General features: G+C 63.9%; 12 protein-coding genes. 5 read left to right on the top strand and 7 right to left on the bottom strand.

What is annotated here, in order from left to right; all coding sequences use genetic code 11:
* Positions 1-62 precede the first annotated feature (62 nt).
* Entirely contained in the window at positions 63-3,248 is a 3,186-nt protein-coding gene (gene putA, locus GL4_RS10845) for a bifunctional proline dehydrogenase/L-glutamate gamma-semialdehyde dehydrogenase PutA (RefSeq protein ID WP_082025623.1), read from the bottom strand.
* 86 nt (positions 3,249-3,334) lie between these two features.
* Here putA and panC point away from each other — a divergent pair, with 86 nt between their 5' ends.
* The gene (gene panC, locus GL4_RS10850) at positions 3,335-4,192 is read left to right on the top strand and encodes a pantoate--beta-alanine ligase (RefSeq protein WP_045367428.1); all 858 of its coding nucleotides are present in this window, start codon (positions 3,335-3,337) and stop codon (positions 4,190-4,192) included.
* Between the two features lie 5 nt (positions 4,193-4,197).
* Here panC and GL4_RS10855 read toward each other — a convergent pair whose 3' ends face one another.
* Together GL4_RS10855 and GL4_RS10860 are read right to left on the bottom strand one after the other, a co-directional pair.
* The gene (locus tag GL4_RS10855) at positions 4,198-4,638 is read right to left on the bottom strand and encodes a DUF1489 family protein (RefSeq protein ID WP_045367431.1); all 441 of its coding nucleotides are present in this window, start codon (positions 4,636-4,638) and stop codon (positions 4,198-4,200) included.
* A gap of 13 nt (positions 4,639-4,651) precedes the next feature.
* The gene (locus GL4_RS10860; protein ID WP_172653340.1) at positions 4,652-5,584 is read right to left on the bottom strand and encodes a universal stress protein; all 933 of its coding nucleotides are present in this window, start codon (positions 5,582-5,584) and stop codon (positions 4,652-4,654) included.
* A 127-nt stretch (positions 5,585-5,711) separates the two neighbouring features.
* Between GL4_RS10860 and bufA2 (GL4_RS10865) the strand changes: the two genes are divergently transcribed.
* The 4 genes from bufA2 (GL4_RS10865) (at position 5,712) to GL4_RS10880 (ending at position 8,056) form a co-directional block, all read left to right on the top strand.
* Complete coding sequence (gene bufA2 / locus GL4_RS10865; RefSeq protein WP_045367435.1) at positions 5,712-5,969, top strand: BufA2 family periplasmic bufferin-type metallophore; 258 nt, start codon at positions 5,712-5,714, stop codon at positions 5,967-5,969.
* A 48-nt stretch (positions 5,970-6,017) separates the two neighbouring features.
* Positions 6,018-6,269, top strand: coding sequence for a BufA2 family periplasmic bufferin-type metallophore (gene bufA2 / locus GL4_RS10870; RefSeq protein ID WP_045367438.1), 252 nt, complete (start codon positions 6,018-6,020; stop codon positions 6,267-6,269).
* An 83-nt stretch (positions 6,270-6,352) separates the two neighbouring features.
* Positions 6,353-7,213, top strand: a complete 861-nt coding sequence (gene bufB, locus GL4_RS10875; protein WP_045367440.1) for an MNIO family bufferin maturase — start codon at positions 6,353-6,355, stop codon at positions 7,211-7,213.
* Between the two features lie 24 nt (positions 7,214-7,237).
* Positions 7,238-8,056, top strand: coding sequence for an HvfC/BufC N-terminal domain-containing protein (locus GL4_RS10880; RefSeq protein ID WP_045367443.1), 819 nt, complete (start codon positions 7,238-7,240; stop codon positions 8,054-8,056).
* Here GL4_RS10880 and GL4_RS10885 read toward each other — a convergent pair.
* The 4 genes from GL4_RS10885 to GL4_RS10900 all read right to left on the bottom strand — a co-directional run bounded on the left by GL4_RS10885 (position 8,007) and on the right by GL4_RS10900 (position 12,559).
* Positions 8,007-8,840, bottom strand: a complete 834-nt coding sequence (locus GL4_RS10885) for a YdcF family protein (RefSeq protein ID WP_045367446.1) — start codon at positions 8,838-8,840, stop codon at positions 8,007-8,009. The two genes, GL4_RS10880 and GL4_RS10885, sit on opposite strands and share 50 nt — an antisense overlap.
* A 15-nt stretch (positions 8,841-8,855) precedes the next feature.
* Positions 8,856-10,235 (bottom strand): magnesium transporter, encoded by a 1,380-nt coding sequence (gene mgtE, locus GL4_RS10890; protein ID WP_045367449.1) that lies wholly within the window; start codon positions 10,233-10,235, stop codon positions 8,856-8,858.
* A gap of 234 nt (positions 10,236-10,469) precedes the next feature.
* On the bottom strand, positions 10,470-11,345 hold the full coding sequence (locus GL4_RS10895; protein ID WP_172653341.1) for a VHL beta domain-containing protein: 876 nt from the start codon (positions 11,343-11,345) through the stop codon (positions 10,470-10,472).
* A 185-nt stretch (positions 11,346-11,530) separates the two neighbouring features.
* Positions 11,531-12,559 carry a bile acid:sodium symporter family protein gene (locus GL4_RS10900; RefSeq protein WP_045367455.1) on the bottom strand — a complete coding sequence of 343 codons (1,029 nt, stop codon included), beginning with the start codon at positions 12,557-12,559 and terminating at the stop codon, positions 11,531-11,533.
* Positions 12,560-12,711: the final 152 nt, after the last annotated feature.

Below are 12,711 nucleotides of genomic sequence, written 5' to 3' on the forward strand. Positions count from 1 at the left end.
GAGAAAATGCACACGCTTATAAATGGTCATTTCTGGCCGCATTCTCAATCCCGAAGCGCCGCCTAGCTGTCGTCGCCCCCCGCGGCGAGCAGGCTCGCATTGCCGCCCGCCGCCGTCAGGTTCGTGGTTCGCACGCGCTCAACCGCGAAGGCATCCAGATAATGCGGCCCCCCGGCCTTGGGCCCAGTTCCCGAGAGACCCTCGCCGCCGAAGGGCTGCACACCCACCACGGCGCCAATCTGGTTCCGGTTGACGTAGATATTGCCCACCCGCACCCGCTCGGCCACGAAGTCCGCCGTCGCCTTGATGCGGCTATGGAGGCCGAGCGTGAGCCCGTACCCCGTGGCGTTGATCGCCTCACAAATTTCGCCGAGACGCTGCCCGTCATACCGCACTACATGGAGGATCGGTCCAAAGACTTCCCGCTCCAGGACACCAATCTCGGGGATCTCGAAGATCGCGGGCGCAACGAACGTCCCGTGACTGAGCGCCGGATCTAACTTTGGGTCGAACAGGACGCGTGCTTCTCCACGCATTGTCTCCTTGTGCGCCTCGAGCGCCGCCTTGGCTTCCGCATCGATCACGGGCCCGATGTCGGTCGCATAGTCCAGCGGATCGCCGAGCGTCAGCTCCTGCGCGGCCCCGACGAGCATGTCGATGACCGGGTCCGCGATGTCGGACTGGAGGAACAGGACGCGCAAGGCCGAGCACCGTTGCCCGGCGCTGTCGAAGGCCGAGCGCAGCACATCGTCCACCACCTGTTCGGGCAGCGCGGAGGAATCGACGATCATGGCATTGAGACCGCCGGTCTCGGCGATGAGCTTCGGGATGGGACCAGGCCGCGCTGCCAACGCCATGGCGATGGTCTTGCCTGTATCGGTCCCGCCCGTGAACACCACGCCGTCCACACGCTCATCAGAAACCAGCGCCTTGCCGACGGTCTCCCCAGGGCCCGGCAGGAGATGCAATACATCGCCCGGCACGCCGGCCGCGTGCAGCAGACTAATGGCGGCGGCGGCAGTCAGCGGCGTCTGCTCGGCGGGCTTGGCCACGACCGCGTTGCCGGCGGCCAGCGCGCCGGCGACCTGGCCCGTGAAAATCGCGAGCGGGAAGTTCCACGGTGAGATTGCGGCAAACACGCCACGCCCGTGCAGCGACATCTCATTGCTCTCACCGGTCGGACCAGGCAGCGTCACAGGCGTCTCGAACTTGGCGCGCGCTTCGGCTGCGTAATAGCGCAGGAAATCGACCGCCTCGCGCAGATCGCTCTGGGCGTTGGGGAGCGTCTTGCCGGCCTCGCGCACCAGGAGCGCCATCAGCCCTGGCCTTGCTGCCTCGAAAAGATCCGCGGCCCGTTCGAGGATTGCCGCACGGGCTGCGCCGCCCAGCTGATCCCAGCCTTGAGCCGCCGCTTTGGCGGCGTCGAGCGCTGCATCGACAGCCTTCTCGTCCGCTAAAGTACACGTGCCAACGACAACGCGGCGGTCATGGGGCGAGACGATAGACATCGTCCTTCCTGTGTCGATCGCACGTCCGCTAACGATCGGCGCCGCGGTTGCGGGCGCCCGCAAGGCATCTATCATCGCAGCCAGAAGCGGTGTCCGGGTGGCGTCGTCCCAAAGCGGCAGTCCGAGACTGTTCCCCCGCTCGGCCCCATAGAGATCGGGTGGGATGGGAATCGCGGGATTGGCTTTCTCCGGCAGCCGTGCCGCCGTTTCGACCGGGTCGGCAATGATCGCCGGGATCGGCGCCTCGTCGTCAGCCAGACGATGCACGAACGATGTATTGGCTCCGTTCTCGAGAAGCCGGCGCACCAGGTAGGCGAGCAGGTCACGGTGGCCGCCGACGGGCGCATAGATGCGGCAGGGCTTTTTCAGCCCCTCCACCACTTCACGATAAACTGGCGCGCCCATGCCGAAGAGACGCTGGAACTCGTAAGGCGCATCGCCGGCCAGGTCGGCGACGGCAGCGATGGTGTGGGCGTTGTGGGTCGCAAATTGCGGATAGAAGCAATCTGGCCGAGCAAGAAGCGCCCGGGCCGCGGCCAGATAGGCCACGTCCGTATTCACCTTGCGCGTGAACACCGGATAGCCTGCGAGCCCGGCTTCCTGGGCCCATTTGATTTCGCTGTCCCAATAGGCGCCCTTTACGAGGCGCACCGGAATGCGCCGCCCGGTCTTCTCCGCAATGCGCGCAAGCCAGGCGATCAGCGGCAGGGCACGCTTCGAGTAGGCCTGGACCGCCAGGCCAAGCCCGTTCCAGTTCGAAAGCGCCGGGTCGGCGAAGAGCGGCTCCAACATCGAAAGCGACAGATCAAGCCGCTCCGCTTCCTCCGCATCGACCGTAAGAGGAAGCCACACCTCGCGCATCTGCAGGGCAAGCGCGCGAACACGGGGGACAAGTTCCCGGTGCAGCCGCGCCTCTTGCGAGGCCACGTAACGCGGATGCAGCGCCGACAGTTTGACCGACAGGCCGGATCGCTCGTGCAGGATATCTTCCGTGCGCGCGGCCGGCGGACCAATCCGCGTCGCGATCGCCGATGCAGCCTCCGTGTAACGCCGGCCATACCGCTCGGCGTCTTCGGCTGTGCGGGCCCCCTCGCCCAGCATGTCGAACGAGAATCGGTAGCCGTCCCGCATGTCGGGCGCAGCGTTGTCCAAGGCGCCTTGGATCGTCTCGCCAAGCACGAATTGCTTGCCAAGAATGCGCATGGCGCGGCGCACCGCCTCGCGGATAACCGGCTCACCGCTGCGGGCCACAAGCCGCTGGAGCCGCGCGCCGAGGTCGGCGCTCTTGTCCCCGCCCCAATCGAGCAGGTGCCCTGTCAGCATCAGCCCCCACGTCGAGGCGTTCACAAGCACCGAGTCCGAGTGGCCCAAATGCCTGGCCCAATCGCCCGAGCCGATAGTACCGGCGATCAGCCGGTCGGCGGTGGCTCCATCGGGGATGCGCAGCAAGGCTTCAGCCAAGCAAAGAAGGAGTACGCCCTCATCGCTGGAGAGACCGTATTCGGCAAGAAAAGAGTCGATGCCGCCCTGCGCATGCCGGCCTTCGCGCGCCGCCTCCACCAGCCTCGTGGCGATGCGCGCGATCCTGTGCCTGTCATCGCTATCGAACCGCGCGGCGTCGATCAGCGCCGTGACCAGCGCATCTTCATCGGCGAGCAGGGCCGCACTCAGGTCCTGCCGGCCAAGGCCGTCGCCCGTGTCCGGCACGCTTGAACCCACTGCGGCAGTTGGCGCATTCATGCGCCCAATTTAGGGGTTTCGAGCCATCACGGCGAGGCGTTATGGTCGCGCCCCTTCAAGGCCCCGCCAACTCGTGAAAGGCCCCGATGACCACCGAGATCGAGATCGTCAGAACCGTCGCGGACCTGCGGGCCAGGGTCGCCGCCTGGCGCGCCCTGGACGAGACGGTGGCCATGGTGCCCACCATGGGCGCGATCCACGAAGGCCACATGTCCCTGGTGCGGAAGGCCAAGACGCTGGCCGATCGCGTGGTGGCGTCGATCTTCGTCAACCCGCTGCAGTTCGGCCCCAGCGAAGATTTCGAGGCCTATCCGCGCGGCGAGGAGCGGGATGCCGAACTTCTGGCCGAAGCCGGCGCGGAACTTCTATACGCACCGAACGCGCGCGAGATGTATCCGGACGGCTTTGCGACCACCGTTCACGTATCCGGCCTCACCGAGGGCCTGTGCGGCGCAAGCCGGCCGGATCATTTCGACGGGGTCGCCACGGTGGTGGCCAAGCTCCTGCTGCAATGCGGGCCGGATATCGCGATTTTCGGCGAGAAGGACTATCAGCAGCTTCTCATCATCAAACGCCTCGTCCAGGACCTGAACATCCCGGTTGAGATCGTCGGCGGCGCCATCGTGCGCGAGAGCGACGGGCTCGCCCTGTCTTCCCGCAACGCCTATCTCTCGGATGCCGAACGCGCGATTGCGCCCCTGCTGCGGGCTGCGATCCATCAGGCTGCCCAGCAGATCGCAGGGGGCGGCAGCGCCAAAGCTGCGCTGGAAAGCGCCCGCGCCTCCCTCGAAGCGGCCGGATTCCGCGTCGATTACCTGGAAGCGCTCGATCCCCAAACACTGGCCCCGCTGCCGCGCTCCTTCTCCTCGGCGCGCGTCCTCGTCGCGGCATTTCTCGGCGAGACGCGCCTCATCGATAACGTGCCGGTCCCGCCGCCCGCCTAGCGGCTCTAGTCGATGAGTCTTAAGGAGCGGAGTTCTTCGCGCATGCCGGGCGGCATATCGGCAATCGAGTCGTCCGACGCGGAGAGATCGGGCGGCGCCTCGCCGACCTCCAAATAGCGCCAGCCCTGGAACGGACGGCGCGGGTGGGGCCGCGTCTCGATGATCGCCGGGTCGAGCACGATGCCGCAACAGGGCGACCCGTCTTCGCGTACGGTCTCCTTCAAATCCACGATGCGCTGACGTGCTGAAACAAACCCCTTGATGACCCAGTAGAGCGAACCGCCGTCCAAGACCTCGTCTTTCCGGCGCGGCATCTGTTTGGTCTTGTGACACAACTCAGCGACCTGTCCCGCGCGCGACAGATCGTCCAAACGTTTCGCCTGCCAAAGCCGCAAATCCGGGAGCCTGTCTATTCCGACGCAGAGCTTCACGAGGTGAACCGTCATGAGACCCGGCCCGCTAGTGCGACATGAAGAGGGGAATGGTCGCCTCTTCGAGCATGGTCAGCGTCACCCCGCCGAGAATGAACTCGCGCCAGCGCGAATGATGGAACGCGCCCATGACGATCATGTCGGCGGACAGATTCTTCGCCCGGTTGAGCAAAAGCCGGCCGATATCGCCGCTGTCGTTCATGGGCACCGTTACCGGCTCGGCATCGATGCCGTGGCGGGCCAAATGCGCGACCATGCCGTCCACCGGGAGGTGTTCATCACGGGCCTTGGCTTCGTTGAGGCCCGTCAGAAGCACGACCCTCTTCGCAGCTTTCAGAAACGTGCGGGCATCGCCGAACGCGCGCGCCGCCTCGGCGCTGCCGTCCCACGCTACGACCACCGTCTCGAGGCCAACGGTCTCGCCTGGAGAAGCCGGAACGATGAGCACGGGCCGACCGGAGGCGAACAGGCATCGCTCGACCAGCGCATATTGACCGACCAGCGGATCCCCGTCCCGCGGTTGGCCAAGGATCGCCAGATCGGTAAGACGCGCCGCGGCCGCGAAGTCGTGGGGAAACTCGTCGCTGGTGCCATGCATAAGGCGAACGTCGTACGAGACACCCGCCGCATCAGCCGCTGTGCGGAAGCGCGCCAGCGCCTCTTCGCCTTGGGCCTTAACGCCGTCGAGAACACCGCTCATGTCGGCAAAAGCGACATCCGCGCCGTAGAGCGGCATCAAGGCCTGCGGCGCGAGGGCAACCGCTACAAGGTGCGCTCCTTGCACCTGGGCGAGGCCGATCGCCAACCGGTCGCGCGCTTTGGACGCCTCGGTCCCGTCGACATAGACAATGACATCCTTGAAGCCCATGTGGCCCTCCCCGTGACGGCAGATGATACCGCTTAGGCGCGCGCGGCCAAGCATGCGCTTCATCTTGTCCGCGCTGAGTAGAGCTGAATTCACGCCAGCGTGAGGCAAGTCACAACGCTTTGAAGAGGTGTGACGCATCGGATTCGGGAATTGGGTCTACCGTCCTCTCATGGCGTTCGGCGTCAGAAATTGGGAACACCCACACACTAGGAGAGTATCGATGAAGATGAACCAGAAGTCCGGCACCAAGATTGCCCTTACGGCCGCTGCGCTTATCGTGTCCGGCACGCTGGCCACATCCGCCCTCGCCGCGGGCGGCGAAACCGGAAAGTGCTTCGGCGTGAATGCCTGCAAGGGCCAGAGCGCCTGTAAGACCGCTTCGAACGCTTGCAAGGGCCACAACGCCTGCAAGGGCAAAGGCTTCGTCGTCACGACGGATACCGAGTGCGCCGAAAAGGGCGGCGAATTCAAGAGCTAGCGCTCGCGAGCAGACATCCCACCAGTAGACACTCATAGGAGCGTGGATATGAAACTCAACGCGAAAGCCGGCGCCACGATCGCCGCGACTGCCGCCGCACTGCTCGTCTCCGGCACACTTGTCACCGCGGCCGTCGCCGGCGAGCAGGGCAAGTGCTTCGGCGTCAACGCCTGCAAGGGCAAGAGCGCCTGCAAGACCGCTGCGAACGCGTGCAAGGGCCATAATGCCTGCAAGGGACAAGGCTTCCTTGTGATGTCCGAGAAGAAGTGCGCCCGTAAGGGTGGCAGCTTCCAGGGCTAAGGCCCGAGAAACAGGAAGCCGGTCGCGTTTGCGGCCGGCTTCGCCTCTTCCCATATAACTTTTGGTGCTTCGCGCTTTTGGAGATGGAATTGGCCGACCACAAACCACCCTATCTCGGCTTCGGCCTCGGGTTGCGTCCCGAGCACTACAACGAGATTCTGTCCGGCACTCCCCATGTCGACTGGTTCGAGGTGATCTCCGAAAATTACATGATCCCCGGCGGAAAGCCGCTGCGGGTCCTGGACCAGATTCGCGAGCGCTATCCGGTCGTGATGCACGGCGTATCGCTGTCGATTGCTTCCACCGCGCCGCTCGACATGGAGTATCTGACGGAACTCAAAACGCTCGCCGACCGCGTCGAGCCGAAATGGATTTCCGATCATCTGTGCTGGACCGGCGTGCATGGGGTCAACCTGCACGACCTCCTGCCGATTCCCTATACGCAGGAAGCCCTCGGTCATGTGGTCGATCGCGTTAGCCGGGTGCAAGACTTTTTGGGCCGCCGCCTTACACTGGAGAACGTCTCGAGCTACGTGACTTTCGCACAGTCCGAGATGAGCGAATGGGAGTTCGTGAGTGAGGTGGCCCGCCGGGCCGATTGTTGGCTGCTCTTCGACGTCAACAATGTCTATGTCAGCGCCTGCAATCACGGCTTCTCGACGCGCGACTTCCTGCACGGCGTGCCGCGCGACCGCGTGGTGCAATTCCATCTCGCCGGCCATAGCCATGAAGGCGATCACATCGTGGACACGCACGACCATCCCGTCTGCGACGAAGTCTGGGACTTCTACCGCGAGACGGTCTCGCATTTCGGTCCGGTGTCGACCATGATCGAGCGGGACGACAACATTCCTCCCTTGGCGGAGGTGATTGCCGAACTCGACATCGCACGCAAGATCGCTCAGGAGGTCGCCGAGGCCAAAAAGGTGATCGCCGCGGAATGACGGCATTTAGGTGACGGCATTGCCATGACCAGTCTCAAAGATCTGCAAGCGCGCTTCCAGGCCGGCATTGTGGACGGCGACAACACAGCCCTGAACGATATCAACGACAGCGCGACCGAAGATCGAAGCACGCTCTTCGGCGTCTATCGTAATGCCTACGGACTGCGGCTCGCCGAGATCCTCGGCAAAGACTACGAACTGACCCACACCTATCTCGGCGACGAAGCATTTTCGTGCCTCGCGCGGGCCTATATCGCCGCCCACCCGTCGGACAAGCGCAATGCGCGCTGGTTCGGCCGACACCTGCCCACGTTCGCGCGGCAGACGGCGCCCTTCTCGGAGCACAAGGAAGTCGGGGAGCTCGCCGCGCTCGAAAAGGCTCTCGCCGACGCCTTCGATGGTCCCGACGCTGCACCGGTCTCCACCGAGGAACTGGCCGCGATCCCGCCCGAGGAGTGGGCGGAACTGGTCTTCACGCCCCACCCGACCGCGCAGCGGCTTCGCTTCAAGACGAATGCTGGCGCTATCTGGATGGCGCTCGACGGCGACGACACGCCGCCAGCGCCGGTGCAACTCGCCGAGCCTCAGAACATCCTCGTCTGGCGGCAGGATCTCAGTGCCCGTTTCCGGCCGCTGAGTGCCGAAGAGGCCATGATGTGGGCCGAGGCCACGAGAGGCGTGCGGTTTGGCGTTCTGTGCGAGATGGTCGCGACCTTCGCCGGACCCGACGAGGCCGAATTGCGCGCGGCGACCTATCTCAAGACCTGGCTCGACACAGGCGCGCTAGCATGTGTCAGCCCCGACTGTCCTCAGTCGGATCTGGTGCTGGGAACAGCGCATTAGTGCGCCCCGATAGCCAATAGGCCAGAAGTCCCACCCATTCGCGCGTCGCCGTGTCGACGCGCCGCAAGCCTTCGGAGACCTTGTCGAAGGGTTTGGTGAAGTCCTCAGGCCCGCGCGTCCGGTAATCGACCGGCCACGGCTCTACATCGAACCCGGCCTGGCGGAACGCCCCCATCGAACGTGGCATGTGGTAGGCCGAGGTAATCAGGAGCCAGCGGGTCCCCTCGCTGAAAGCCCCACCTCTGTCTAGCTCCTTCTTCAGGAAAACCGCGTTCTCATAGGTGTCGCGCGCATTCGCTTCCAAAACGAGGCGTCCTCTTTCAACACCGAGATCAGTGAGGATATCCGCAGCGCCCTGCGCTTCGCTGTCGGACTTGTACAGGATGCCCGCGTCTCCACCGGAGAAGGCGACTTTCGCATTCGGAAACCGAAGCGCCAGCATCGCTCCTTCCAGCAGCCGCTCTCCCGCCTCGTTCAAGGTCGGCGCCTTGCGCGCACTGCCGACCAGACGGTTTTCCGCACCACCCAGAATGATGAGCCCTGCGGGAGCCGGCTCTTGATCGAGATCGGCCCGTGGGAAGCGGTCTTCGAGCGGGAGGATCAACGCATTGCCCAGGGGCGACAAGCCGACTACCAGAAGCAGAATGGCCCCGATCGAGACGAAACGCCGGCCCCAGCGCGCCCAGCCCGTCCAGATCAGGATAGCGCCGTACCCGATTAGCAGCGCAATAAACGTCGACGGCTGCAGGACGAACCATACCGCCTTGGCCAAATAGAAGAACATGAAGCCCCCTCGCCCCTAAGCTAACCACAAAGCCGCGAGGCCGAGGAAGGCGAAGAATCCGACAACGTCCGTGACCGTCGTCACGAACACGCCTGACGCGATGGCGGGATCCATATCAAGAGCATCGAGCCCCAGGGGGATCAGGATGCCGGCGAGCGCGGCGGCGAAGAGATTGACGACCATTGCGACCCCGATGACGAGCCCCAGGCCATCGCTCCCGAACCAGAAATAGGCGATTGCCGCCATGATGACGGCGAAGAGCAAGCCGTTGACCAAGCCCACCGCGCATTCGCGCCATATGACACGCATGGCGTTGGCGGGACCCAGGTCTTGAGTTGCAAGCGCGCGAACCGCGACGGTCATCGTCTGCGTTCCCGCATTGCCGCCCATCGACGCGACGATGGGCATGAGTACGGCGAGCGCCACCATTTGCTCGATCGTCGCCTCGAAGAAACTGATCACAATGGAGGCGGCAATGGCGGTCATCAAGTTGGCTACGAGCCAAGTGAACCGCAGCCGCGTCGTCTCCCAGACCGTGTCGACCACGGACTCGCCGCCGACGCCACCCATGGCCAGGATGTCTTCGGAGGCTTCTTCCTGAACCACCTCGACGATGTCGTCGGCGGTAATGACCCCAACGAGACGACCGTCGTCGTCAACCACGGGCGCCGAGTTCAAGTTGTAGCGCTCGAACTGCCGGGCCACCTCTTCCTGGTCGGCTTCGACGGGGATCGGGTGCATCTCTTCATCGATAATGGTCTCAACCTCGGTCGGGCGCTTGGACCGCAGGATCCTGTTGAGCGCCACACAACCGATCAGATGATAGGCCGGGTCGACCACGAAGATTTCGTAGAACCGCTCCGGCAAATCGTCTGCCTCGCGCATGTAATCGATGGTCTGACCGACGGACCAGAACGGCGGCACGGCGATCAGATCCGTCTGCATCATGCGGCCGGCGGAGTCTTCCGGGTATTCCAGGCTCCGCTGCAGAGCGATGCGCTCGAAATAAGGAAGCTTGGAGAGGATATCTTCCCGATCCTTCCGATCGAGATCTTCCAGTAGGTAGACCGCTTCGTCGGAATCGAGCTCCTGCAGCGCCTCGGCCACCTGCTCCGGCGGCATCTCCTCGAGGACCTGGTCACGCACCGCCTCGTCCAGCTCCGGCAGCGTAGCGGCTTTGAAGTCTTGGCCGAGTGCTTCAATGAGCCGGGCGCGGTCGTCCTGACGCAGGATTTCAAGAAGATCGGCAAGGTCGGCTTCGTGTAGATCGAGCGTCAGCTCGCGCGCACGGGAAACGTCTCCCTCTTCGAGCGCGTCGGCGACCGCATGGAGGAACTCGGGACGGACATCCCCTTCCTCGTCGCGTAACGGAAAATCGCTCAACGCGTCTTGCATAAACCGCCCAATCTCAGGAGTTTTTCGAGTTCGACCCGGCGAAGAACCGGCTGAAACGGGCTCTGCACCCCGCGGGGCCGATTCGACCGCTACCAGCCCGCTTGTGATATCAGCCCAACCGTCCGCTGCCTACGAAAGAGGGAAATTTCGACACGCCAAGAACACGCTGCACGTGCGCGACCTGAAAAGCCGGGACTTCGATGCGCAAAACACCGAACCGCGGGCGCTGTGCTCTCAGTCGTTCCCGGGGCCGAGAACCGGCGCTGGCGCGGTGATCTCGAACGTAACGCCGCCCTCGCCGGCCACAACCATCTCGATGCAGTTGCCCGGGCCATCCGTGATCATCCAGGCATGACTCTCGAACGTGGGAACGACGACGGTCTCGCCGTGATTGATGCCGGTATGGTCAACCGGCGTGCCGTCGGTATCGATCCATATAAGGCCGCGATAGCCGTCTGACTTGTTGACGAACGTGATCTCCGCCGCATTCTCAGAGCTTTCGGATTTGATCGTGCCGAACTTGTCGCACGAGACCGCATCCATCTTAGGGCTCACGGGCCCACGAGGCGCCTGCGAAGCGATATCGTTCAACGCAGCGGCGATGGAGGAGCCGGTCGCCTGCGCCATGGGATCCGCCGTCGCCCGATCCCGTGATGCCGCCTCGTCCTCAGTACCCGGCAGATCCCCGCCGCTGCAAGTGGCCCTGAACTTCGCAAGCGCGTTGGAGGCGCCGGTCAAATGTAGCTTCTGCTGCTCTCCACCGGGAATGCCATAGGTGAGAACGCCTTCTTTTGCCATGGCCTCCCAGAGGGGCGCCGCCGCACTGAGTACGGCCCGCAGCCCCGACACGCCGACTTCGGCGTCCTTGCCGTAAACCTTGGCGGGCACTTCTTCGGCGATCTCTCCAACCGAAAGCGACAGAACCACATCCTGGTCCTCGTCGAGGTCGACCGTGTCGTACCAGAAGATCGCGCGCGGCGTGTCACCGTCAGCCCCGCCGCACATCGCCTCGAACGCAACCGCATCCGTCTCGGGGATGCCGTAGGTCAGGATCATGGTGTCTCCATGCTCGGGGACATCGCTATCGTATCTATCGACCGTCCACGTCATCCGCTCCTCCGCGCCGGCGCTTCCACACGCAACGGCGCCCAAGATCAGGGCGAACCCGATAGCGCAACACGATCGAAACTGCATTCGATTGATCTCCAGGGACAGGATCGCCATGAGCCTATCGCAAACGCCGTTGGCCGGCATCCGATCCATGACCGGAAAACACCGAAGCGGGGAGCCGAGGCCTACGCAAACGGCGCCTCGACTTGCCGCCCTCGCCGCTTGCGCCCTCGGAGCGAAGCCGACGACCCCGCAATCAACGCAAAGCCGCTAAAAAACAGAACGACGAAAATACAGCCGTCATGTGCCGCAGCGATCGGATTGAAGGCTTGATTCGTGGCGGCTTGACCATTGACCCCGTGGCCCTCCCCGGCGGACAGCATCTCGTGCGGGAACATCGACGTCACGACCAGCAAGGCCAGCAAGCCGTTCTTCACGACGACTTCGATGACGATGGCGAGCGAGTCGCGCTCGGCCATGCCGCAGGCGTAAGCGCAGAGCCGCGTCAGGAACAGTGCGCCGACACCGAAGACCGCGACGATAGCCGGTCCCAACCAACCGTATGGGCCGAACTGCAGCCGACCAGCACCGAGCGACCCGATGATGATCAAGGCAAGCATAGCAAGGCTCGCCCGCACCATGACCTTCGTGAACAGGATCTGTTGCTTGGAATGGGTCATGCGCCGGATGATCATGCCCACCAGCAAAGGCACGATCAGGAACAGACCGATGTCCAGCATGATCTGCAGCTTGTCGATGCTGAAATTGCCGGGCACTTGCACGTTCACAAGCGCCGCCAGAACGATCGGCGTGGCAAAGAGGCAGATGAGCGTCGTGATGGCCGTCAGCGAGACCGACAGCGCGACGTTGCCGTTGCCGATGAACGTGAGCAGGTTGGACAGCGAACCGCCGGGCATCGCCGCCATCAGCGCGATCCCCGTGGCAATCCCGATCGCGCCGGCCATCGACAAGCCGCCGAAGCCTTCCGGAAACAGGCTGATAGCGTACATGGTCAGCCCGGCCCAGATTGGGACTAGGATCAGCTGCGCAATCAGCCCCACGGCGAGGCCGCGCCAGGCCGCAAGCGTGTTCGCGAAATCGCGGACTGTCAGCGTCGCCCCCATGCCGAGCATGGAAAAGGTGACCATTGTCGCCGAAAGGGCGCGTTCGTACTGTCCGAAATTTGCAAAGAAGGAAAGCGGTTGGTCGATCATCTGGAGCGGAGCCTAGGCTAGTCCGGACGGGACCGGCAAGAACGGCAGGAGGAGCAAGGAGGCAGCGGAACGTTTGATTTGATTCGGAAAGAAGCCGCAAGTGACCCCCGGATGTTGGCCGCCGCCGGCGCCCCGCCTCCGATTTCCCCGAA

Origin of the sequence: Methyloceanibacter caenitepidi (assembly GCF_000828475.1) — a bacterium.
Lineage (GTDB): Bacteria > Pseudomonadota > Alphaproteobacteria > Rhizobiales > Methyloligellaceae > Methyloceanibacter > Methyloceanibacter caenitepidi.

Bases quoted from the DNA above. Each gene is read 5' to 3' on its own strand.
- putA (WP_082025623.1), bottom strand. From the start codon at position 3,248: ATGAATGCGCCAACTGCCGCAGTGGGTTCAAGCGTGCCGGACACGGGC.
- panC (WP_045367428.1), top strand. From the start codon at position 3,335: ATGACCACCGAGATCGAGATCGTCAGAACCGTCGCGGACCTGCGGGCC.
- GL4_RS10855 (WP_045367431.1), bottom strand. From the start codon at position 4,638: ATGACGGTTCACCTCGTGAAGCTCTGCGTCGGAATAGACAGGCTCCCG.
- bufA2 (WP_045367435.1), top strand. From the start codon at position 5,712: ATGAAGATGAACCAGAAGTCCGGCACCAAGATTGCCCTTACGGCCGCT.
- bufA2 (WP_045367438.1), top strand. From the start codon at position 6,018: ATGAAACTCAACGCGAAAGCCGGCGCCACGATCGCCGCGACTGCCGCC.
- bufB (WP_045367440.1), top strand. From the start codon at position 6,353: ATGGAATTGGCCGACCACAAACCACCCTATCTCGGCTTCGGCCTCGGG.
- GL4_RS10880 (WP_045367443.1), top strand. From the start codon at position 7,238: ATGACCAGTCTCAAAGATCTGCAAGCGCGCTTCCAGGCCGGCATTGTG.
- GL4_RS10885 (WP_045367446.1), bottom strand. From the start codon at position 8,840: ATGTTCTTCTATTTGGCCAAGGCGGTATGGTTCGTCCTGCAGCCGTCG.
- mgtE (WP_045367449.1), bottom strand. From the start codon at position 10,235: ATGCAAGACGCGTTGAGCGATTTTCCGTTACGCGACGAGGAAGGGGAT.
- GL4_RS10895 (WP_172653341.1), bottom strand. From the start codon at position 11,345: ATGACGTGGACGGTCGATAGATACGATAGCGATGTCCCCGAGCATGGA.
- GL4_RS10900 (WP_045367455.1), bottom strand. From the start codon at position 12,559: ATGATCGACCAACCGCTTTCCTTCTTTGCAAATTTCGGACAGTACGAA.